Annotated in this window: 20 protein-coding genes; 6 read left to right on the forward strand and 14 right to left on the reverse strand. The window is 70.0% G+C overall.

Going from position 1 to position 21,748, the window contains the following annotated elements:
• Nucleotides 1–11: 11 nt before the first annotated feature.
• Entirely contained in the window at nt 12–989 is a 978-nt protein-coding gene (locus HNR07_RS07810; protein ID WP_184363830.1) for a DUF2332 domain-containing protein, read from the reverse strand.
• Between the two features lie 62 nt (nt 990–1,051).
• Nucleotides 1,052–2,029 carry a GlxA family transcriptional regulator gene (locus HNR07_RS07815; protein WP_184363833.1) on the reverse strand — a complete coding sequence of 326 codons (978 nt, stop codon included), beginning with the start codon at nt 2,027–2,029 and terminating at the stop codon, nt 1,052–1,054.
• Nucleotides 2,030–2,276: 247 nt separating this feature from the next.
• Here HNR07_RS07815 and HNR07_RS07820 point away from each other — a divergent pair, with 247 nt between their 5' ends.
• Nucleotides 2,277–2,975: an ABC transporter ATP-binding protein gene (locus tag HNR07_RS07820; protein WP_184363836.1), complete on the forward strand. Its 699-nt coding sequence runs from the start codon at nt 2,277–2,279 to the stop codon at nt 2,973–2,975.
• Between the two features lie 10 nt (nt 2,976–2,985).
• The gene (gene soxR, locus HNR07_RS07825) at nt 2,986–3,450 is read left to right on the forward strand and encodes a redox-sensitive transcriptional activator SoxR (protein WP_184363838.1); all 465 of its coding nucleotides are present in this window, start codon (nt 2,986–2,988) and stop codon (nt 3,448–3,450) included.
• Between the two features lie 308 nt (nt 3,451–3,758).
• Here soxR and HNR07_RS07830 read toward each other — a convergent pair whose 3' ends face one another.
• The 4 genes from HNR07_RS07830 to HNR07_RS07845 form a co-directional block, all read right to left on the reverse strand.
• Nucleotides 3,759–4,133, reverse strand: coding sequence for a hypothetical protein (locus HNR07_RS07830; protein WP_184363841.1), 375 nt, complete (start codon nt 4,131–4,133; stop codon nt 3,759–3,761).
• Nucleotides 4,134–4,792: 659 nt separating this feature from the next.
• Nucleotides 4,793–5,266, reverse strand: coding sequence for a ribonuclease HI (rnhA, locus tag HNR07_RS07835; RefSeq protein WP_184363844.1), 474 nt, complete (start codon nt 5,264–5,266; stop codon nt 4,793–4,795).
• 258 nt (nt 5,267–5,524) lie between these two features.
• Nucleotides 5,525–6,190: a peptide deformylase gene (gene def, locus HNR07_RS07840; RefSeq protein ID WP_184363847.1), complete on the reverse strand. Its 666-nt coding sequence runs from the start codon at nt 6,188–6,190 to the stop codon at nt 5,525–5,527.
• A gap of 133 nt (nt 6,191–6,323) precedes the next feature.
• Nucleotides 6,324–6,767 (reverse strand): SMI1/KNR4 family protein, encoded by a 444-nt coding sequence (locus HNR07_RS07845; RefSeq protein WP_017580370.1) that lies wholly within the window; start codon nt 6,765–6,767, stop codon nt 6,324–6,326.
• A gap of 392 nt (nt 6,768–7,159) precedes the next feature.
• On the opposite strand from HNR07_RS07845, the gene HNR07_RS07850 reads away from it, so the two are divergent.
• Together HNR07_RS07850 and HNR07_RS07855 are read left to right on the forward strand one after the other, a co-directional pair.
• Nucleotides 7,160–8,428 (forward strand): sensor histidine kinase, encoded by a 1,269-nt coding sequence (locus tag HNR07_RS07850; protein WP_184363850.1) that lies wholly within the window; start codon nt 7,160–7,162, stop codon nt 8,426–8,428.
• Entirely contained in the window at nt 8,380–9,027 is a 648-nt protein-coding gene (locus HNR07_RS07855) for a LuxR C-terminal-related transcriptional regulator (protein WP_017580372.1), read from the forward strand. The genes HNR07_RS07850 and HNR07_RS07855 overlap by 49 nt, the downstream gene beginning before the upstream one ends.
• Nucleotides 9,028–9,133: 106 nt before the next feature.
• On the opposite strand, the gene HNR07_RS07860 is transcribed toward HNR07_RS07855, so the two are convergent.
• The 4 genes from HNR07_RS07860 to HNR07_RS07875 form a co-directional block, all read right to left on the reverse strand.
• On the reverse strand, nt 9,134–11,212 hold the full coding sequence (locus HNR07_RS07860) for an AMP-binding protein (RefSeq protein WP_184363853.1): 2,079 nt from the start codon (nt 11,210–11,212) through the stop codon (nt 9,134–9,136).
• Nucleotides 11,213–11,367: 155 nt separating this feature from the next.
• Nucleotides 11,368–12,624: a multidrug effflux MFS transporter gene (locus HNR07_RS07865; protein WP_184363856.1), complete on the reverse strand. Its 1,257-nt coding sequence runs from the start codon at nt 12,622–12,624 to the stop codon at nt 11,368–11,370.
• 145 nt (nt 12,625–12,769) lie between these two features.
• Complete coding sequence (locus HNR07_RS07870; RefSeq protein WP_184363859.1) at nt 12,770–13,198, reverse strand: DUF3037 domain-containing protein; 429 nt, start codon at nt 13,196–13,198, stop codon at nt 12,770–12,772.
• Nucleotides 13,195–13,962, reverse strand: coding sequence for a HipA family kinase (locus tag HNR07_RS07875; RefSeq protein WP_184371684.1), 768 nt, complete (start codon nt 13,960–13,962; stop codon nt 13,195–13,197). Before HNR07_RS07875 ends, HNR07_RS07870 begins: the two co-directional genes overlap by 4 nt.
• A gap of 443 nt (nt 13,963–14,405) precedes the next feature.
• On the opposite strand from HNR07_RS07875, the gene HNR07_RS07880 reads away from it, so the two are divergent.
• The gene (locus tag HNR07_RS07880; RefSeq protein WP_184363862.1) at nt 14,406–15,188 is read left to right on the forward strand and encodes an SDR family NAD(P)-dependent oxidoreductase; all 783 of its coding nucleotides are present in this window, start codon (nt 14,406–14,408) and stop codon (nt 15,186–15,188) included.
• 34 nt (nt 15,189–15,222) lie between these two features.
• Here HNR07_RS07880 and HNR07_RS07885 read toward each other — a convergent pair whose 3' ends face one another.
• The gene (locus HNR07_RS07885; RefSeq protein ID WP_221318749.1) at nt 15,223–15,870 is read right to left on the reverse strand and encodes a class I SAM-dependent methyltransferase; all 648 of its coding nucleotides are present in this window, start codon (nt 15,868–15,870) and stop codon (nt 15,223–15,225) included.
• A gap of 214 nt (nt 15,871–16,084) precedes the next feature.
• Between HNR07_RS07885 and HNR07_RS07890 the strand changes: the two genes are divergently transcribed.
• Nucleotides 16,085–16,726, forward strand: coding sequence for a helix-turn-helix domain-containing protein (locus HNR07_RS07890; protein WP_184363865.1), 642 nt, complete (start codon nt 16,085–16,087; stop codon nt 16,724–16,726).
• Here HNR07_RS07890 and HNR07_RS07895 read toward each other — a convergent pair.
• The 3 genes from HNR07_RS07895 to HNR07_RS07905 form a co-directional block, all read right to left on the reverse strand.
• Entirely contained in the window at nt 16,723–17,439 is a 717-nt protein-coding gene (locus tag HNR07_RS07895; protein WP_184363868.1) for a hypothetical protein, read from the reverse strand. The genes HNR07_RS07890 and HNR07_RS07895 overlap by 4 nt on opposite strands.
• A gap of 303 nt (nt 17,440–17,742) precedes the next feature.
• Nucleotides 17,743–18,855, reverse strand: coding sequence for a calcium/sodium antiporter (locus HNR07_RS07900; protein WP_254422001.1), 1,113 nt, complete (start codon nt 18,853–18,855; stop codon nt 17,743–17,745).
• A 48-nt stretch (nt 18,856–18,903) separates the two neighbouring features.
• Nucleotides 18,904–21,747 (reverse strand): DUF2309 domain-containing protein, encoded by a 2,844-nt coding sequence (locus tag HNR07_RS07905; RefSeq protein ID WP_184363874.1) that lies wholly within the window; start codon nt 21,745–21,747, stop codon nt 18,904–18,906.
• Between the last annotated feature and the right edge of the window lies 1 nt (nt 21,748).

Here is a 21,748-nt window from a genome sequence, read left to right on the forward strand (position 1 = left end):
GGGGTCAGGGGTCAGCGCCAGGTCACCGACTGGCCGTGCTCACCGGTGTAGGCCACCACCCGCCCGTCCAACGCCATGGTGAAGTTGGTCGGCTCCGGCGGCCGCACGTGCTCCCAACCAGGGATGACCCGCCCGCCCTCGTTGGAGATCCAGTGCCCGTCCAGCTCACCCATCATCTGCTCCAGCTGCCCACGCTCGGACTCGGACAGGTAGGCGGCCACCGCACTGTGGAAGACCACCAGCGTGGCATCGGCGGGGGCCTTGGCCGCCAGCTCCGGCAACGCCTCCAGCAGGTTGCCCGCCACCAACAACGGCGGCTCCGCGGCGGCCACCGAGGCCGCCGCCCGCAACCGCTCCACCCGACCGGCCCAGGTGGGACCGGGCCAGATGAGCGACTCCAACCAGCGCACGTCGTCGGCGTCCCCCGCATGGAGCGGGTTCAGATCCACCCCCGCCCGCCACACCACCCGCGGCACCTCCTGCGGGACCGGCACCGGCCCACGTGTCTCACACTCCAGCAGCACCGGGCTGTCCGCCGGGCCGATCGGCGCACCGCCGTCATAGGAGTACCGGTACCGGTCCGGGTACAGGCACAGCCCCGCCGAGGCACCCACCTCGATCAACGCCAACGGCCCCTGCAACTGCGCCAGCACCGGCAGCAGAGTCGCGCACCGCCGCACCTCGTTGGTCTGGGTCATGCGCTCCAACACCACCGCGCGCACCCGATCCCAGTGGGCCACCACCCACTGGGCGAACCCCGCGAAGGAGTCGGTGGGCCCACCCAGGAAACGCACCGCGCCCAACAGCAGGTTGGGTTGGCGTTTGTTACCCGCGGGCAGCGACAGCACCAGATCCAGTATCTGCTCGTCCTCGGCCACCCCCAGAGCGATCCGCTCATAGTCGGGCGAGCCACCCCCGGCGCAGCTGGCCGCGAAACGCCGGTAGGCGGCGACCGTCCTCTCGCGCTCGGAGTCCGCTTCCACGCTCAACTGGCACCCTCTCGTGAAGACAGCACGTGTGCGGCCACCTACTCCCCGCTACCCCCGCGTCTTCACACCGCCCCCGCCCCCAGGCGCTCCCGGTAGTGCGAGGGCGCACACCCCAGCACCCGAACGAACGCCCGCCGCATCCCCTCATCGGTGCCGAACCCACATCCGCGCGCGATCGCCGCCACCGGAGCCGACCCCTGCTCAAGACGCCGACGCGCCCACTCCACCCGCACCCGTTCCACGTACCGCCCCGGGCTGCACCCCACCTGGGCGGTGAAGACCCGCGAGAACTGGCGCACCGACAACCCCGCCCGCTCCGCCATCCGCTCAAGCGACCACCCCTGCCCCGGATCGGCGTCCACCAGGTGCTGTACCTGGCGCACCTCGGCCCGCTCCGCGCTCTGGGTCGTCAACTGGGTGGACCACTGGGCCTGCCCCGCCGGACGGATGAGGAAGACCACCAGCATGCGGGCCAGTTCCAGCGCCACCTGTCGGCCCAGGTCCTCCTCCACCACCGCCAGGGCCAGATCGATCCCCGACGTCACCCCGGCCGAGGTCCACACCTGCCCTGAGCGCACGAACACCGGGTCGCGCTCCACCTGCACGCCGGGAAACTCCTTGGCCAGGCGTTCGCAGTGCCGCCAGTGGGTGGTGGCCCGCCGCCCCTCCAGCACACCGGCGTGGGCCAGTACGAACGCGCCCGAGCACACCGAGGCCACCCGCCTCGCCCGCCCGGCCAACTCCCGCACCGCCGCCACCAGTACCGGGTCCGGGTGGTGGGCGCCCTCGCCCCCGGCCACCACCAGGGTGTCGACCCCGCCCACCTGTTCCAGCGCCACCGAGGGCACCAACCCCAGCCCGCTCGAACACCTCACGTTCGCCCCGCCCAGGGAGGCGGTGCGTACCCGGTAGCGCGACCCCGCAGCGTGGGCCGCCCCGGCCCACACCTCCAAGGGGCCGCTCACGTCCAGGCTCTGTACGCCGTCGAAGACGACGATGACCACCTCGTGGTGGGCACTGTTCTCGCTGTTGTGCTCCATAACCGCTATCCCACCAAGCCCCCACCACAGGTCACAAGGTCACACACCCCAACGATCCGGCCACCCACCCCACACAACCCAAAACACGCAGCAAAACTGACAAAAACCCCCGCCAAGCTGATGCCCTCCTCACCCACCCACCCCTAACCTGAACCCACGAGACCAAGGACACGAACAGATAACAAGAACTCTCACACGCCCGGGACAATCCCAGGCAGGAGACGACCACCCACACGAACGGACACCCGTGAGGCTCTCCACCCGCCACCACCTACGACACACCACCCACCACCACCCACCACCCACCACACCCCTGCTCAAGCTCCACGACGTGTCCCTCACCCACAACCACCACACCCTCATCCACCACCTCGACCTCACCCTGCACCCCGGCCAACACATCGCCCTCCTCGGCCTGCCCACCACCACCGCCCACGCCCTCACCCAACTCCTCAACCACCACACCCCACCCACCACCGGCCACATCACCACCCACACCACCATCCACACCACCCACCCCAACGCCACCCTCGCCCAAACCATCACCGGCCACACCAACCCCGACCACCACGACCCCTACCTCGCCCACACCCTGACCACCACCCACCTGACCCACCACCACCTGGACACACCCACAGCCGACCTCGACCCCGCACTCGCACCCCACATCCACCACGCCCGCACCCTCCACGCTCACCACACCGGCGCCCACCTCCTCCTCATCAACCAACCCACCACACCCACCCCCAGACCCACACCCACCACCGCCCACCTCACCCTCACCAACCACCCGCGCCTGACCCGCAACGCCGACCACATCCTGCTCCTGAACAACGGACACATCACCGAAACCGGCACCCACCACCAACTCCTCGTCCGCGGCGGCGCCTACGCACGCCTGTACGCCCTCCAAAGCACCCAAACCCCACACCCCACCACGCCCTAAACTAGGACCCGTGCCACCCATCACCAAGGAACTCACCGTCGGCCAGGTCGCCGAACGCGCCGGAGTCGCCATCTCCGCCCTGCACTTCTACGAACGCCAGGGCCTCATCCACAGCCGCCGGACCACCGGCAACCAACGCCGCTACCGCCGCGACACCCTCCGACGCGTCTCCTTCATCCGCATCTCCCAACGCGTGGGCATCCCCCTGGCACGCATCCGCCAAGCCCTGGACCAACTCCCCGAGAACCGCACCCCCACCCGCGCCGACTGGGCCGCGGTCTCCGCGCAGTGGCGCGACGAACTCGACGCCCGCATCACCCAACTCATCCGCCTACGCGACGACCTCACCGGATGCATCGGCTGCGGCTGCCTGTCCCTGAACACCTGCGTGCTCTCCAACCCCGAGGACGAACTCGCCGCCACCGGCCCCGGCCCCCGCCGCCTCATGGTCGACCCCTTCAAGGACGAGGGCTAGAGCCCCAGAGCCCCACCCCACCGCAACCACACCCCCAACAGCGCCCCACCGCTCCTCCACCAACAGGCAAGGGCAAGAACCAACCCGGGTCCACCCACTGACCTGCACACCCCCCACACCCCCCACGCGAACAACCCCCGGGACCGCACACCCCCTCCCCCACCCGAGGGAGCCACACCCCACCCCAGAGGGAAGACCCACCCCACACCCCACGCACACCCTGGGAGCATGCCCACCACCCACACACCCCGCGCCCACACCAGCGCACCCCACACCCTGATCCGCACCACCCTGGCCTGGGCCGCCCTCTACACCGCCCTACGCCTGTACTGGACCCTCACCGACACCCGCCCCCACCTACCACCCGTAGGCGACGACCTCCTCATCGCCTCCGACTGGGGCATCATCACCCTGGGCACCCTCACCCTGGCCCTCACCCCCCTCCTCGCCCGCACCCACCCCCCACACCTGCCCCGCACCCTCCTCACCACGGCCGCCACCACCGCGGCACTCACCACCGCCACCACCCTGCTCCTCCTCCTGGACACCGTCGGACTCCTCCTCCTCGGCATCTCCGACATCCCCCTCAATCCCCTCGCCATCGCCACCCGCCTGGGCGCCCTGACCATGGCCCTCCTCCTCGCCGCCACCACCCGCGCCGCCCACCGACGCTGGATCGCCACCTGCACCACCTGCGGACGCACCCCCCACACCCTCCCCGCCCTGAACACCACACCCCCCTGGGCCTTCACTGCCGCCTACCTCACCATCGCTGCCTGCACCACACGCCTGACCGCCCAGGCCGCCACCACCGGCACCCAAAGCCCCCTCACCACCGACCCCGCCACCGCGACCACCGCCATGACCGGACTCGCCCTCCTCCTGGCCGCCGCCGGCATCCTCCTCCCCCTGGCCCTGGTCCACCGCTTCGGCCGCACCTGGCCCGCCTGGACCCCCCCTCCTGGCCCACCGCCCCATCCCCCGCAACCTCCTACTCGTCCCCGCCCTGTTCACCGCCACCGGCCTGAACCTCTACTTCGGCCTCAACCTGAGCAGCCTCATCCTCCACGGCACCGACGCCTTCGGCCCCGGCTACCCCGACTGGTTCTGGTGGACCAGCATCGGCTCCTACGTCCTCTGGGGCATCGGACTGACCCTGGCCACCACCGCCTACGCCCGCCGCACCAGACCCACATGCCCCACCTGCCACCACCGCTGAGACCCCCACCGACGACACCGCCCCACCACACACCCCAGACACGACAAAGGCGGCGACGCCCCACCCCAGGGGCACCACCGCCACACCAACAGGTCCTACCGAACTCTCATCAACCCAGGGCCCCTACAACCCGGCGGCCTCATCACGACCGCGCCGGGCCAGCTCGTCCGCGCGTTCGTTGCCCACGTCACCGCTGTGCCCGCGCACCCACTTCCACTCCACGTCATACCGGGCCGCCACCTCGTCCAGGCGCTGCCACAGGTCCACGTTCTTCACCGGCTTCTTGTCCGCGGTCTTCCACCCGCGCTTCTTCCACCCGTGCACCCACGACGTGATGCCGTTGCTGACATAGGAGGAATCGGTGTGCAGCAGCACCGGCACATCACGCTTGAGGCTCTCCAGCGCCTGGATGGCCGCCATCAGCTCCATCCGGTTGTTGGTGGTCTGCGCCTCGCTGCCGAACATCTCGCGTTCGTGTTCCCCGTAGCGCAGCCACACACCCCAACCGCCAGGTCCGGGGTTGCCGCTGCACGCCCCGTCGGTGTAGATGACCACACGTTCCGTCGACCCCTGGTCGACCTCGTCCCCGTTGTGCATGCCGGGCAATCTACCGCCCTCCCGGGTCACAAAAAGGCCACAGCCCCCACCATGGGGGCCACTTCCAGCGCCAATCCATCCCAATGGAGCCCACAAACCAGCCATAGCGGACCACCGACCCAACCAAAGGCGCCCCAAGCCCCCCAGAAACCAACCACCCAAAACCATCGCCCACAGTGATATCCCCAGAACACGAAGCGGGGGCGCGCCAGGAAGAACCCGACACGCCCCCGCCCAGGACCCAGGGAACCACCCCGGCTACCCCGCCAGTTCGCGCTCCAGCTCCTGGGCGCGCTCCTCCCGGCGGGCGAACACGCTGTCCGCCATCTCGTTCATCTTCTTCAGCACCCGCTTGCGCTCACGCGCCGAGAGCCGGTCGATGTAGAGCTTGCCGAAGGTGTGGTCGGTCTCGTGCTGCAGGCAGCGCGCGAAGTAACCGCTACCGCTGAGCACCACCTCGTTGCCGTCCTTGTCCAGCCCGCGCACCGTGGCGTGCTCGGCCCGCCCCAGCTCCGCGTGCGGACCGGGCACCGACAGACAGCCCTCGTTCTCCACCACCACCGCGTCATCCAGGTCGCGCTCGTCCAACACCGGGTTGACCACGTGCCCCACGTGCCGCACCCCCTCGTCATCGGGACAGTCGTAGACGAACACCCGCAGGTCCACGCCCACCTGGTTGCCAGCCAGGCCCACGCCCTCGGCCGCGTACATCGTCACGAACATGTCGTCGATCAGCTGCGCCAGCTCGGCCCCGCCCAGCATCGACTCCGGGACATCGGCGTTGACCCGGTGCAAGACCTCCTCACCGGTGACCGTGACGCGCAGGACACGACCCCGGGCGGCCTCGGGGGCCAGCTCCGGAAAGTCCGACACCTCCCGGCCCTGGACAACGGTAACGGGCACGGGCATGGACTGCTCCGACATGGTCCTACTCTCAAGGCGGGCTCAAGGGGATTCGGTGGCCACAACACCACCAAAGACGAAAAATAGCACGAACCGGCAGGTCACCCCAGCACACGAGAGCCAAGGCCCCCGGCCCCGCCCACACAGGCCAGCGCTAGCGGAACCACGCGTTGCCCTGGATGAAGCACCGGGCCAGGTAGTCGCGCAACGACACCACCACCAGCCGCCTGCGGTCACTCTCATGATCCCACACCACGATCCCCGGACCGTAGTCCGTGTGAACGTAGGCGAACTGCGGCCCCATGTCCGAGTCACCGAAGAAGATCATCTCGTCGAAGGGCGCGTACAACTCCAGATAGTCCGGCTCCCCGCGCATCGCCAGGTTGTCCTCCACCAACCGACGGGCACTCCACACCACCGCGTCCCCGTACTCGTTGGTCACCCCGTCCGTCTCCCTCAACAGGGAGGCCAACTCGAACGGCAAGGGCAGCATCAAGTGCTTCTCGACCTCGGCCAGGGTCACCTCGTCAGCCGGATCACTCAGATCGGCCTCGGGATACATCTCCAGGATCAGTTCACGCCACACACCCACGATCATCACAGGTCGTGGCAAGACACGGGAAATCGCGGGCGGCGAGTTGCGCCGAAAATCGACCGAATCCGCACCCACACCCCGTACAAAACACCACTCACACCCCACAACCACCCCGCACCGAGCCCCCGACCCACCCCCGACCGACTCACCCCCAGGCCACCCCACCTGCACCTTTCACACCGAACGCCCCACAAACGCCAAGAATGTCACTACGCGTGCACACACCAACATCAAAAGCCCATAATGGAACCCATGAAACACACCACAACCCCCCACACCACCACCCCACACCCAACCCCCACCAACAGGGGAGCCACCACCCCCGAAACCACCCACACCCACCCCCCAGAATAGAAAACCAGGAAGGCGCACCACCCACGAAAGAAGACACCACCATGGCCACCGCCAGCCCCAAAGCCGGCCCCCTCACCGCCCTGGCCTACACCCTCCTCCTCGTCTCACAAAACATCGCCGCCTTCCTCCTCCTCCCCCTCGTCCTCGCCTCCGCCATCCTCACCCTCATCTGGGTCGGCCTCCCCTTCACCATCCTCACCGCCACCACCCTGCGCACCATCGCCAACGCCCAACGCTCCACCCTCACCCGCATCAACCCCCAACAACCCGTCCCCGCCGCCTACCGCCCCCTCCCACCCACCGGCGTCCACACCCGCGTCCGCATCATCCTCACCGACCCCGCCACCTGGCGCGACCTCCTCTGGTTCACCTCCGCCCCCCTACTCACCTTCCTCGCCCTCCTCCCCCTCACCCTCTACGCCCACGCCCTCTTCCAAACCGCCTACGCCCTCTACCTCTGGCGCCACATCCCCGACCTCTACGGCCTCATCACCCCCCAAACCCCCACCCAAGCCCTCCTCGTCCTCCCCCTCGCCCTCATCACCTTCCTCATCGCCCACACCCTCCACCCCCTCACCACCACCGCCCACCACACCCTCGCCCGACTCATCCTCGCCCCCTCCGAAAAAGCCCGACTCACCGCACGCGTAGCCCACCTCGCCACCAGCCGCGCCGACACCATCGACACCCAAGCCGCCGAAATCCGCCGCATCGAACGCGACCTCCACGACGGAGCCCAAGCCCGCCTCGTCGCCCTCGGCATGGACCTGGGCATGGCCGAACACATCGTCGACACCAACCCCCAAGCCGCCAAACAGATGCTCGCCCAAGCCCGCGAAACCACCCGCCAAGCCCTCATCGAACTGCGCGACCTCGTCCGCGGCATCCACCCACCCGTCCTCGTCGAACGCGGACTCGACGGAGCGGTCCGCGCCCTCGCCCTCACCCACCACCTCCCCATCACCGTCACCACCCACCTCACCGGACGCCCCGGCGACCCCGTCGAATCAGCCGCCTACTTCGCCATCGCCGAACTCCTCACCAACACCGCCAAACACGCCCAGGCCACCCACGCCTGGGTCCACATCAACCACGGCCGCCAACGACTGGTCATCACCGTCACCGACAACGGGCAAGGAGGCGCCCGACCCACACCCGAAAGCGGGCTCACCGGCATCGCAAGCCGCCTGGACGCCTTCGATGGCACGATGAACATCACCAGCCCCAAAGGCGGACCCACCATCGTGACCCTGGAGATCCCTTGCGCGTTGTCATCGCCGAAGACCTTGCCCTCCTCCGCGACGGACTGATCCGACTCCTCGAAGCCCACGAATTCACCGTCGTGGCCGCCCTCGACAACGGCCCAGACCTCCACAACGCCCTCATCGAACACAAACCCGACGTCGCCGTCGTCGACGTCAGACTCCCCCCGACCTTCACCGACGAAGGCCTCCAAGCCGCCATCCAGGCCCGCACCCACGTCCCCGGCCTGCCCATCCTCGTGCTCTCCCAGCACGTCGAACAGCTCTACGCCCGCGAACTCCTCTCCGACGACGGCGGCGGCGTCGGCTACCTCCTCAAGGACCGCGTCTTCGACATCGGCCAGTTCATCGAAGCCATCCGCCGCGTCGCCGCCGGCGGCACCGCCATGGACCCCGCCGTCATCTCCCAACTCCTCGCCCGCCAGGACCAGAGCGGACCCCTCGCCCAACTCACCCCCCGCGAACGCGAAGTCCTCGCCGAAATGGCCGAAGGCCGCTCCAACTCCGCCATCGCCGGACGCCTCTACATCACCGAAAAAGCCATCAGCAAACACATCAACAACATCTTCACCAAGCTCGACCTGCCGCCCTCCTCCGACGACAGCCGCCGCGTCCTGGCCGTCCTGGCCTACCTCAACGGCCAATAACCGAACCAGCCCACCGCCCGGACCGACCCACCGCACCAACACAAGAGGCCGCGGCCCCGAAGGGACCGCGGCCACCACCGCCCAGCTCAGACAGCCAGCTCAGAACCTAGTCACGACGCACCCGGTACAACCCGTCGATCTCCTCCGAGAACGCACGCAGCACCGCCTCACGCCGCAACTCACCCGTCGGACGCACCAACCCCGACTGCACCGTGAACTCCTCAGCCAACACGTGGAACGACCGCACCGCCAAATGCCGAGGCACGCTCCGGTTCGCCTCGTACACCAGGCCCTGCACCTCACGCAGCAGATCCCGGTCCCCCGCGATCTCCTCCGGCGCCATCGACAACGGACGCCCGTTCACCAACCGCCAGTACTCCAACTGATCACGCACCAACGTCACCAGAGCACTCGCGAACGGACGCCCCTCCACGATCACCAACACCTGACTGATCAACGGATGGGCCCGCAACCGGGCCTCGAACTCCGCCACCACCTCGGCATCACGCGAACGATCACCCGAAACACCCCCGGCGCCGACAGCGCCACCTGGACCCGCCGCCACCGCCGCGAACTCACCCGTCCCCGGCCGCACCGACGTGCTCTCCCCCCGGCGCTCCACCGGCTCCTCCACCGTCGGAGCCACCTCCAGCTCCCGCGTGGGCGCCTCAGCCAACGGCAACGCCACCGTGGCGGTCACCGCCGGCTCGGCCCGCCCCGCCGACTCCCCCAGCACGACCGGGTCGGCCTCCACCGCCGGAGCGGGCCCCCGAGGCACGAACCGACCCGGGACCGGCGCCATCGACGCCTGCGGCCGCAACCGCGCACGCACCCGCACATACCCCTCGTCGTCCACCTCGGCCAGCACACCCGTGGCCAGCCACCCCTCACGGAAGGCCGCCCGCGAGCCCTCACCGTCCGCCCAGTAGCCCGAGAACACCGCACCACCGCGCACGTACAGCTCGCCCTCGCGCGAAACCCACACCTCACGCCCGGGCATCGCCTTGCCCACCGTGCCCGGCACCCGCTCACCCGGAGCGTTCGCGGTGAACACACCCGCGGTCTCCGCGGCCCCGTACACCTGCATCACCGGCACACCCACACCGCTGAAGTAACTGTCCAGCCGCTCCGAGAGCCCACCGCCCCAACACACCGCCAGGTGCACCCGGCCACCCAGCAGATCCCGGATCTTGGAGAACGACCAGTCGTACATCGACCGCGACAGCCGCTGCCAGGCGCCCTTCTTCGGCGACTGGTCGAACTGCACCGCCGCGTCCATCGCCGCGTTGAACGTCCCCACCGAGTCCCAGTCCGTGGAGTGCGCGCTCTCCCGCTCCACACCGTGCACCCGCTCGAACAGCCCCGGCTGGCACACCAGCACCGTGGGCTTGAACCGCTCCAGCTCACTCCGCAACCGCCCCGGCGCCACCAGGCCCACCCGGATCCGGCCCACCACACACGCCACCAGCGAGGCCAACCCCGCGAACTGCGACAACGGCAGGTCCAGCACAGCACTCGCCCGTCCGGGGGCCAGGCCCTCCAGCCGCGGCCACATCCGATCCACCAGGTCGGCCGCGGCCGTCAGCAGCGCACCGTGCGAGAGCACCACACCCCGCGTCTGCCGCGAGACCGTGCTCACCGGATACAGGATCACCGCGGGGTCCTCGGGCGCCACCTCGTCGCGCCGGAACCGCACCGCGGAGGCGTCCATGTACGTGCCCAGGCTCACCACACTGGGCAGGCCCTCCTCCAGGCGCCACACCCGGCCCAGGTCCGGCAGCTCACGCTGGAGCCCCACCACGGTCCGGTACTGGCGATCACCCTGGACCACGGCCGCCGACGGGCGGGTCTGGCGCACCACATGCCTCACCCGCTCGGCCGAGGCCGTCTCCGGCAGCGGCACCAGCACCGCCCGCACCGACCACACCGCGTAGGCCACCCGCACCCAGTCCTGGTGCGAGGCCGACACCAGAAGCACCCGGTCGCCCTCGGCCACACCGGCCGCGACCAGCCCCTTGGCCAGAGCCGTCACCTCCGTGGCGAACTCCCCGGCGGTCCGCCGCTCCCAGGCCCCGTCCGCCAGGACGGAGAACACGTGCGCGTGCGCGTCAGAGGTCGCCACCTCATACACCAGGTCGCTCAACCCTGAGTGTGCTCGAGCCAACGAACCGGGGGTCTCGCCCATACCCTCATCCTCTGTCACATCATGAAGGCGGGCCCCACACGATTCCCACCCGCCTCAGTCGGGGAATTGTGCCCTACTGTGCCCATTTCCCTAACGAACGGCAACCTCAGGGCGCAGAACTCAAGACTCAGAGCAAAACGGGCAAGGACCTGGGCTCATCCCACCTTTGACCGGGCCGACCACACGAAAGCCAACAACGACAGCACCGCCACCGACGCCATCACCACGGCCATACTCACCAACGAGGCCTCACCCGAAGGCGTCATCCCCGCCATCGCCGCGATCGCACCGCCCAACGCGAACTGCAGCGAACCCATCAACGCCGAGGCCGTACCCGCCACCGCCACCGGCTGACCGTCCAGGGCCGACACCGTCGCGTTCGGCATGATGAACCCGACACTGAACATCATCAGCGCCAGCAGACCGGACACCATCCACAGCTGAGCCACCCCGGACAACGCGAGCGCCAGCAGCGTCCCCACCGCGACCAGCGCCAGCAGCAGACCCAACAGCAACCGGCGCGAGGTGTCCACCCGGCCCACCAGCAGACCGTTGCCCTGTGTCCCCGCCATCATCGCCAGCGAGTTCACCGCGAACAACCACCCGTAGCCCTGCGGCGAGATCCCGAACTCGTTCTGCGACACGAACGAGAACGCCGAGACATAGGTGAACAGCATCCCGAAGCTCAGCCCCAGCGTCAGCACCGGACTCACGAACTTCGGATCACGCACCAGCGTCCCCACCGTCGAGGCCAGCTGACGCGGACCCTGAATGCGCCGGGCCTCCCTCGGCAGGCTCTCGGGCAACCACAGCAGCACCAGCACGAAGCTCAGCGCCGACATCGCCGCCAGCACCCAGAAACTCAACTGCCACGGGCCCACCAACAACAGCTGCGCACCCACCAGCGGCGCGAGCAGCGGGGCCAGCATCATCACCAGCGCGAGCCGGGAGAAGAACCGCACCGCGTCGTCACCCTGAAACAGGTCGCGGACCACGGCCCGGGCCACCACCGCACCCGCGGCACCGGCCACACCCTGCAGGAATCGCAGCACGATGAAGACCGTCACGTTCGGCACGAACACACACAGCACCGACGTCACCGTGAACAGCGCCACGCCCACCAGCAGCGGACCGCGACGCCCCCAGGCGTCACTCATCGGCCCGATGACCAACTGCCCCACGGACAGACCCAGCATGATCGCGGTCAGGGTCAGCCCGACCTGCCCTTCCGTCGCCCCCAGCTCCTGGGTGATCTGAGGAAAGGCCGGCAGGTACATGTCGGTCGCCAGCGGCCCGGTGGCCGTGAGTACACCGAGGACCAGCACGAGCAACGCGATCGACTTGCGCGACCGAGTCGAACTCGGGCGAATCTCCTGTTCAGGGGAGGCGGAGGGGGACGATGGGGACTGCACAGGCACTCCAGTTCGAAGAAACGTCAAGGGGTGGTTGGGAGCGCGCCCATGGGTATGGACCACTCCATACCAACACCGAAGAGGAGGTTTTCGCTCCCCACCCAACCACCCAAAACCTGTGACGTCCCTTACGTCCCGGCCCCAGTCACCGCACCAACCGGTCCAACAACCTCTCCACCTCGGCAGCCGGATCCAGGGTCAACCCGCCGTGGATCGGCCCCGGCTGCACGATCGTGCTCCTGGGCGCGGTCAGCCACCGGAACCGCTGCCCCTGCCGCTCCCGACCGGCCAGACCCGCCTCAGCACCGCCCCGGCACATCACCTCGACCGCCTCCAGAGCCCGGCGCACCCCCGCGACGTCCACCCGGGGGTCCACCGCCCGCAGCCGGTCCTCGTCCAGGGCCGAACGCGACGCCAGGAAGGCCCGCTCCTGCGAGTACACGATCACCCCGGCGTTCACGCACTCACCGCGCTCCAACCGCGGGATCACTCGCAGCAGCGCGTACTCGAACACCGCGCGTTCGCGCTCCACACCCACCTGTCCGGTGGTCACCGTGGTGTACCGCTCGCTCACGAGGACACCTCCGGCAACCAGGAACGGTCCGCCACACGGGCCACCAGGTGCTTCACGTACGCCTCACGCACTTCCTCCGCCGAGGCGAACCCCGGCTCGTCCACCAGCCACTCGTCGGGCACCAGCCCCACCACGTCCCGCAACAGGCCCTCGTCCACCAACGGGGCCAGGGCCGCGTCCGCCGCCGCCAGATCCGGGGCCCCTCCGGACAGCACGTGGTCGGAGGCGTCGTAGGCCCGGCCGACGAACTTCTCGGCGTTGGCCCAGCTGTGGTGGAAGATCAGCGTCGCCCCGTGGTCGATCAGGTACGGCCGGCCGTGCCACAGCAGCATGTTCGGGTTGCGCCAGGAGCGGTCCACGTTCCCGGTCAGGGCGTCGAACCACAGCACCCGCCCGGCGAAGTCCGGGTCCACCTCGAAGGTCAGCGGGTCGAACCCCAGCGAACCGGGCAGGAAGTCCATCCCCAGGTTCAGTCCGCCGCTGTTCTTGAGCAGCTCCTGGACCTCCTGGTCGGGCTCGCCGCGGGCGATGACCGCGTCGAACTCCACCAGGGCCAGCTGCGGGACCGGCAGCCCCAGGGCCCGGCCCAGCTCACCGGTCACGACCTCGGCCACCAGGGTCTTGCGCCCCTGACCGGCACCGATGAACTTGACCACGTACATTCCCAGGTCGTCGGCCTCGACCAACCCCGGGAGCGAACCTCCTTCGCGAAGCGGCAGCACGTACCGCGTCGCGATCACCTTTTTCAGCACGCTGGCCAGCATAGGCACCGATCCGGACCACCGCACCGCCGAAGAACGAACCGCACCCCTCTGAATCAAACACAGCGGAGACGCGTTCCCCGACCCACCCGGACACTGTCGGCACCGGCCCAGGGCCCGCCAAACCAAGGCTGAACACGTTCTAGATACCAGCCAGCCCACACCCCGACACGCCGAGACCTCCGAAACGAGGAATTAGGAGGCGTGCGGCGTAGCCGCGCGAATTCATTTTCCGTATCTGCTTTGATAGAAAAACTACGCTGCCTTTACGTCGTAGATCTATAGTGCGAACAGCAAGAGCGAGGACCTCTCCGGAGCCAACCCCCGACTCAAAAAATGGCGGGCCCCGCCCCGACACGCCCCCTAATCTGGTCTCTCCGAACGCGAGGGCTCTCCCACCCCGTCACCCGGCCCCGAACCACACGCACTCCCCTCAAGGAGAACCGATGATCGATACCCGCCTCTCCGGCCAGACCGTCCTGGTCACCGGCGGCTCCAGCGGCATCGGTGCGGCCATCAGTCGCGCCTTCGCCGCCCAGGGGGCCCGCGTGGCCATCCACTACCTCGCCCAGGAGGACCCCGCCCCCGAGGGCTCGGAGTGGGCACACCTCACTCCCCCGCCGGAGGAGAGCGAGAAGCTCGCGACCGAGCTCGGGCACGGCTCCTTCACCGTCGGCGCCGACCTGTCCGAGCCGGGCGGGACCGCCCGGCTGATCCGCGAGGTCACCGAGCGGGCCGGGGCACTCAACGTCCTGATCAACAACGCGGCGCACTGCGAATCCCCGGACACCGTGGACACCCTGACCCACGCCTCGATGGAGCGCCACTACCGGGTCAACGCCGTCGCCCCCGCCGTGCTCATCGCCGAGGCGGCCCGGCTGCACCGCGGCGACGCCCCCCTGTCCGTCGTCAACATCTCCACCGACTCGGCCCGGGCGTTCCCGCGCCAGATCGGCTACGGCACCTCCAAGGGGGCGCTGGAGGCGCTCACCCGCTCCACCGCCCTGGAGCTCGCACCGCGCGGGATCCGGGTGAACGCCGTCGCTCCGGGCCCCGTCCAAACCGGGTGGATGGACGCCGACCTCCTGCGGCGGGCGGAGCAGATCGTGCCGATGGGCCGGGTCGGCGCCCCGGAGGACATCGCCGACGCCGTGGTCTACCTGGCCTCGCACCAGGCGCGCTGGGTCACCGGGCAGGTCCTGCAGGTGGCCGGCGGCCACGCGCTGTAAGACCCAGCTGTCCCTCGTCGACGTCTCCGCTCCCCTACCGGAGCCTGCGGGCGCGGATCACCGCGTCATGCATGCTGAACTCCCGGCCGTCCGGGCGGGTCACCCGGTGCGAGCGGTCCTCGGCCACGAGCACCTCCCAGTCCGCACGGTCCAGGTCGGCCGCGAGCTCGGGCGCGGTGAAGTGCACGTGCGCATCGTGTCCGCGGTCGTGGGTGCTCTGCTCGTCGCCGGGGTGGTGGCCGACGAAGAGCAGTGTCCCGCCCGGGGCGACCGCCGCCGCCAGTCGGGCGAGCAGGTCCCGCAGCGACCCGGTGGTGTGCACGTACTGGCTGGTCACCAGGGCGAAGTGGCCTTCCGGCGGAGCCCAGCGGGTCAGGTCGGCCTGTTCCCACGTGATGCGGTCCGCGATCTCGGGCCCCTGTGCGGCGGCGCGCTCGCGGCCGCGGCCCAGCGCGGTCTCGGACAGGTCCACCGCCTTCACCCGCCAGCCGCGCGAGGCGAGCCAGAGGGAGTCGCCTCCCTCGCCGCAGCCGGCGTCCAGCGCCGTGCCCGGTTCCAGGTCGGAGGCCTCTGCCACCAGCTGCGGGCTGGTCCGCACACCCTGGCCTCCGTGACCGGCATGCCCACCGTGGCCGCCGTAGCGCTTCTCCCAGTACTCCTTGTCGAAGTCCTCAGACAACATCAACGCTCCCTCTTCCCCCCGGTACCGTCCGTGTCGCCAGCGGCTCCAGGCCGTGGCGCCGGTCACCCATGACCCGTTCGCAGAGCCGCGCCTGCGCTTCCGCGCCCCCGGGCCCATCCCTCAGATCGTTGGTCACACGACCACCTCCACGAAGGATGATGCGAACTCGCGGCGTTTCGCGCAATGTTCGTTGCCGATCTGGCAAACTGGGCGGATGGACGACAAGTTCGACGAGACCCTCTCCGCGGTCGGCCCCCGCCTGCGTGAACTCCGGCGGCGGCGCGACGTCACCCTGGCCGAACTGTCCGAGGCGACCGGGATCTCGGTGAGCACCCTGTCCCGGCTGGAGTCCGGCGAGCGCCGCCCCAACCTCGAACTCCTGCTCCCCCTGGCCCGGGTGCACGGCGTCACGCTGGACGAGCTCGTGGACGCCCCGCCCACCGGGGACCCGCGCATCCACATGCGCCCGGTCACCCGGCACGGGATGACGATGGTCCCGCTCACCCGCAAGGCAGGCGGCATCCAGGCCTACAAGCTCATCCTCCCGGCCAACAGCCCCCGGCGGGAGCCCGACCCTCAGACTCACGAGGGCTACGAGTGGCTCTACGTGCTCAACGGAAACCTGCGGTGTGTGCTGGGCGAGCACGACATGGTGCTCTCCCCCGGCGAGGCGGTGGAGATGGACACCCGGCTGCCGCACTGGTTCGGGTCGGCCGACGACGGAGCGGTCGAGATGCTCAGCCTCTTCGGTCGCCAGGGCGAACGCGCCCACCTGCGGGCCCGACCCAAACGCGGCCAGAGCCACGCGGGGGAACCGGGAAGGACTTCTGAGAGCCTGCCGGCCCCGGAGGACTAGAGGTTGTCCTCGGGCAGGTCACCCCAGTCGTCCCCGCCGTCCTCACCCGGGTTGGGCACGGTGGGCACCGGGCTGGCAGGATCCCCCTCACCGTCCTGAGGCGACGGGCTCGGCTCGGTCTCCTCGGCCGGTTCGGACTGTTCGAAGTCGGGCTGCCCCGAGGTCGGCATCTCCGGGGAGGGGAACTGCATCATCCACAGGTACAGGGAGAACATCAGCAACAACAGGAGCAGGAGCAGAACGCCCAGCCCTCCGATCAGCCACCAGTTGGCCTCACCGGTGGCCACCGCGCTCTCCCGGCGGCCCGTCCAGGGCGACCAGCGCACCGCCGATCCGCCCCGCTCCCCCGCCCAGTGCGGCATCACCACCGGCCCCTGCCGGACCACGGGCCCGCCCCGGCCGGCCTCCTCCAGGAAGTGCCCTGCCCCGGCGCCGCCCTCCTCGTAGGGCACCGCCACCCACAGCGCCGAGCGTCCGCTGGTGCGTGCGGAGGCCACCCCCGCGCCGTCGCGGACCGCGTGCGCGAACCGCTGCCGGGTGGGTTCGTCGATGGCCGCGGCGTCGTTGAGCATCGCCACGCTCATCCGCTCCCCGGCGGCGTCGCGCCCCAGGTAGACCACGCCCAGGCGGGACTCGTGCAGCCTGCCCAGCAGCCGGTAGCCGCCGAGCTGGCGCGGGTCGACGTCGTTGAGGCCTCTTGTCGGCGCGGTCATGTCACTTCCCCTCCCCCGTCGGTACCGGTCCCATGCGTCCCCTGACCTGTGCTGTCCTGTGTGTCCGTGCCGTTCTCCTCGTCCGTGCCGTTTTGTGCGCTGTTCCCGGTCTCACGTCGCCTACCGGACCGAGAGCGCCCAAACAGGGAGTGTCGCCACAGGTGATCCACAACCTACTCCTTACCGGCGTCCACGCACAGGACACCGCGAAGCACCCTCCTCTCCCCTCCTCAGGTCCCCGGGCGGGGACCGCTGAGTCTGTCTCCCCGCTCCCGCAGAGGCGCCCTGCCCTCGGCCGCAGGCTCAGGGCCTCCTCCCCCGCCGACCGCGTTGGAGGCCCAGTTCGGACACGGCCAGCAGGACGAGCCACACGAGTATGACGGGCACGGCGAACCACAGCACCACCGCACCATAGAGGTCGAGCGCGCTGTACCCTCCGGCTTCCAGGACCAGGTAGCCGATATAGGCGCAGTAGAAGAGCAGGAGCACCGCACCCTCCCACCGGGCCACGGCGAACCTGGTGAGGGCGATGGGCAGCAGGATCAGCGTCACCGCGAACATGATCGGTATGTCGAACCGAAGGGCGCTGGCCGCCACCTCGATCCCCTCGGGGGCGACCACGGCGCTCAGCCCGAGCACGGCTCCGATGTTGAACACGTTGCTGCCGACCACGTTGCCCAACGCCAGGTCGCGCTGGCCTTTGACCACCGCCACGACGCAGGTCACGAGTTCCGGTAGCGACGTGCCCACCGCCACAACGGTCAACCCGATGACCAGGTCGCTCACCCCCAGCTGAGCCGCGATCCGGCTGGCGGCGTCCACCAGCAGCCTGGCGCCCGCCACCAGCAGGGCGGCCCCCAGGACCACGAGTCCGAGGTCGGCCAGGACCCGGAGCGCGCGTGCGCCCCGAGCGCGCTCGGGGCGCTGAGCGAGGCCATCGGCCCCGGGGGCCGGGGCGGAGCCGGCGTAGGCCCGGCGCCGGGAGACCACCACCGTGACGGTTACGTAGACCAACAGCGCGGCGAACAGCACGACGCCGTCGAACCTGCTGACGGTTCCGTCCAGGGCCAGCAGGAGCATCCCCGCGGACAGCACGATCATCACCGGGATGTCGGTGCGTACCACCTGGGAGTTCACCGCCAGGGGCGCGGCCAGCGCCGCCGCCCCCAGTACGAGCAGGATGTTGGCGATGTTGCTGCCCACGACGTTGCCCACGGCCAACCCCGGGTAGCCGTCGAACACCGCGCCGACACCGACGGCCAGCTCCGGCGCGGAAGTGGTGAACGACACCACGGTCAGCCCCACCACCAACGGCGACATCCCCAGGGTCCGGGCCAGCGAGCTCGCTCCCCGCACGAGCGACTCTCCTCCGGCTATCAGGAGCACGAAGCCCAGGATCAGCGCGAAGACCGTCACCGCACTCAACTCAGCCCTCCACAGGACGCACGGCACACCGAGCCCAACCTACCCCTGGCTGGGTCCCTGCTCCTCGTCCCCCGCCCCGGCCGCGGCCAACACTTGCCTCTCGGCCGGGACAGCGGGGCTCCACAGCTCCCATTGCCCGTCACGACGGCGCCGCTGCCAGGGGCGTTCGGGCCCCTCGCGCAGAACCAGGGAGACCCATCCTCCGTCGAAGTAGTTCTTGAGCAGGTCGTTTCGCGCGATGAGCACGTCCACCCGTTCGATCGGCGCCTCGACCGCGTAGAGCGCCCGCATCGGCTCGTGGTACAGACGGTCGCCGGCCCCGACCGACTGCCAGGGGAGCCCGAGTCTCAGGTCCCCGCTGTGGCCCTCCAGCACACCGACCTCGCCCACCACGTTGTGCAGCGTCTTGTCACCCGCCCCCAGGACCCGCGGGTCCACGCTGGAGAAGTAGTACTGGGCGTTGATCCCCTGCACCACCAGGCCGGGAGCGGTCAGGATCGTCTCCAGCACGGTCCCGTCGGGGTCCACACGCCAGTCGTAGGAGTGCAGGAACGTCCGGGTCTGCAGGTCGAGCCCGCGCACCATCTCGCCCGGGCCGATGATGAAGGCGGCGTGACGGGCCAGTCCCCATTCGGGACGTACCTGCGCCCAGTCGGCCGCACGCCCGTACGCGGACCCGGCTGCGCCGGGAAGGTGTTCGGCGCGCTCGCGGGCCAGCCCCGATCCGGCGGTGGCCAGATCCGCCCGTAGCCGGTCGATGTCCGCGCGGTGCGTCCCGGGAATCGTGTGCGCGTCGAGGAAGCGCACCCGGTCGGTGGCCGTGTCGTGCTCGGCCGCGACGAAGACGGTGTCGTCGGGGATGGTGGTCCCGCGTTCGGCCAGCGCCGCACGGACCTGCGGCCGGTTGAGGATCGCACAGGCCGCACGGGCGTTGGGGCCGCCGCGCTGGCCACCGCAGGCGCCGCAGTCCAGCGCCGCCTCGTAGGCGTTGTTCTCGGTGTGGCTGCCGTGGCCGGCCAGGAGAACGATCCGTGCGAAGTTCTCCACCAGCCCGAAGGTGCGGAGCGCGGTTTGGGCCCACAGGACCTGTTCCTCGACGTCGGAGCCGAGCCGCCGCGCCTGGCGGACGCGGTCGGCGTGGCCCTCCTGGGTGAGGGCGAGCTGTTCCCGCAGACGGGGTTCGCCTCCGGCGAGCGCCCGCAGACGGTACTCCTCGCATTCCTGTTCGGAGAGTCCGGGGCGGGCGAGCAGGGCGCGGATCCCCTGGTGTTCGGCGGCCCGGGCCAGGGCCTCGGCCTCCTCCCAGTCCGGGGCGTTCACGGTGAGGTCGGTGGTTCGTCGGGTGGCCCGTTCGGCGAGGCGGCCGCGTAGCCGCGTGTAGAGGGCGGGGGCCGCGGTCCTGACGGCGGACAGCGGACCGGCTACCCACCCGGCGGCCTCCGCCAGCGCGAAGGGGGACGCCAGGTCGTCCTTGGCGCCGTGGAAGGCGCGCGCGAGCGCGTCGGAGTGGCGTTCGGCCGCGATACCGCGTGCCGCCTCCGTCTCGGCGCCCTCTGCCGGAAGCTCCGTGATCCGGGTGTTCGGGGTGAGCGGTGCCGGGCACAGACGTGCCTCGTGGGGGCTGGACAGGCCCCGGTAACGGATGGCCAGCTGGTAGAAACCAGCGAAGCCGAAGGTCTGGTAGGGGCCGAGGTCTTCCAGGTGGCGGCGTAGTCCCTCCGAGCGCGCGTCGATGCAGAACACGGCCTGCGCCGGGGGGCGTCCGGTCCGCTCGGGCGGAGCCGGGCGGTCCAGGGCGGTCAGCAGTCGGTCGCGGTAGTGCCACTCGTAGGCGTCCAGCCAGACCCATTCGCGCTCGGTGGCGGGCAGGCGTTCGAGCACGTCCCTGAGCCGGTTCAGAGCCGGCCCTCCAGGCGTCGAGGCACCCAGGGCGCGTGCGACGCCACAGGCGCGCGCGAAACCGGACTCCACCCCCGAGAGCGGACGCTCGTCCACGAGCCGTACCTCGATGAGGGCCCGCAGCGAACCGCTTCCGTAGGGAAGCTGGCTGGTGGCCGCCTCGACGAGCGCGGCCTCGTAGGTCAGACGCATCGCCAACAGGTCGACCAGGTCGGCGGGGTGCGGTGCCTGGTCAGGGTGTTCACCGCGCCATTTGACCTGGCTCGCCCAGCCCGGGGTGCGTGCGAGCTGGGCCCGCAGTTCACCTCGGTGCTCGCCTTCGGGCACGTTCAACGCGGCCAGCGCCCCGAGCACCGCGTCCTCGGGACGCTCGGGCAGGTCGGTGAAGCGCTCCTGGGACAGGCGCAACCGCCGCAGGGCGGGGTCGGAGGCGACCAGCGCGCGCCAGGACCCGTAGAGGCCGTGTTCGCGCCCCGGCATCGACCAGTGTGCCTGTGCGGTGTCGAAGAACGCCGCGCACCACTTGCTGACCTGACCGTCCACGGCCTCGGCGACCCGTGTTCCGAGGAGCGTGTCGCACCACTGGCCGGCACCGCGTGGCCGTGGTGCCCCTTTCGCCGGCTCCTCACCGTGCAGGAGGTCGGTACGCAGTACCTGCAGTGCCGTGCGGGGGCGCTCGCCGAGCAGGACCGGGTCGAGTCCGGCCAACTCGGGCAAACGCCGCAGCAGGGCCGCGTCCAGGTCCGCGTCGTTGATCCGGCCCTGGACGTGCAGGGCGCGAAAGCGTTCCAGGGGCAGGTGGCCGCGCAGCCCGAGCAGGTCGCCCGCCATCCGCACCGCCTCTTCGAAGGGAAGGTGCTCGACTCCGCCGAGCGGGTTCACGGCCACGAAGGTCTTCAGCGGCCAGGCCGCGGAGAGGACCCTCTCCGCCGAGGCCACCTGCGCCCGCAACCGGTTGTGGCTCTGCGATCTGAGAGCGGTCATC

It is taken from the genome of Nocardiopsis metallicus (assembly GCF_014201115.1).
Taxonomy (GTDB): domain Bacteria; phylum Actinomycetota; class Actinomycetes; order Streptosporangiales; family Streptosporangiaceae; genus Nocardiopsis; species Nocardiopsis metallicus.

What these genes read in the sequence shown, in the direction of transcription:
- HNR07_RS07890 (WP_184363865.1), top strand. Translation starts at nt 16,085, where the DNA reads ATGGACGACAAGTTCGACGAGACCCTCTCCGCGGTCGGCCCCCGCCTG.
- HNR07_RS07895 (WP_184363868.1), bottom strand. Translation starts at nt 17,439, where the DNA reads ATGACCGCGCCGACAAGAGGCCTCAACGACGTCGACCCGCGCCAGCTC.
- HNR07_RS07880 (WP_184363862.1), top strand. Translation starts at nt 14,406, where the DNA reads ATGATCGATACCCGCCTCTCCGGCCAGACCGTCCTGGTCACCGGCGGC.
- HNR07_RS07885 (WP_221318749.1), bottom strand. Translation starts at nt 15,870, where the DNA reads ATGTTGTCTGAGGACTTCGACAAGGAGTACTGGGAGAAGCGCTACGGC.
- rnhA (WP_184363844.1), bottom strand. Translation starts at nt 5,266, where the DNA reads ATGCACAACGGGGACGAGGTCGACCAGGGGTCGACGGAACGTGTGGTC.
- def (WP_184363847.1), bottom strand. Translation starts at nt 6,190, where the DNA reads ATGTCGGAGCAGTCCATGCCCGTGCCCGTTACCGTTGTCCAGGGCCGG.
- HNR07_RS07905 (WP_184363874.1), bottom strand. Translation starts at nt 21,747, where the DNA reads ATGACCGCTCTCAGATCGCAGAGCCACAACCGGTTGCGGGCGCAGGTG.
- HNR07_RS07850 (WP_184363850.1), top strand. Translation starts at nt 7,160, where the DNA reads ATGGCCACCGCCAGCCCCAAAGCCGGCCCCCTCACCGCCCTGGCCTAC.
- HNR07_RS07875 (WP_184371684.1), bottom strand. Translation starts at nt 13,962, where the DNA reads ATGCTGGCCAGCGTGCTGAAAAAGGTGATCGCGACGCGGTACGTGCTG.
- HNR07_RS07815 (WP_184363833.1), bottom strand. Translation starts at nt 2,029, where the DNA reads ATGGAGCACAACAGCGAGAACAGTGCCCACCACGAGGTGGTCATCGTC.
- HNR07_RS07860 (WP_184363853.1), bottom strand. Translation starts at nt 11,212, where the DNA reads ATGGGCGAGACCCCCGGTTCGTTGGCTCGAGCACACTCAGGGTTGAGC.
- HNR07_RS07845 (WP_017580370.1), bottom strand. Translation starts at nt 6,767, where the DNA reads ATGATCGTGGGTGTGTGGCGTGAACTGATCCTGGAGATGTATCCCGAG.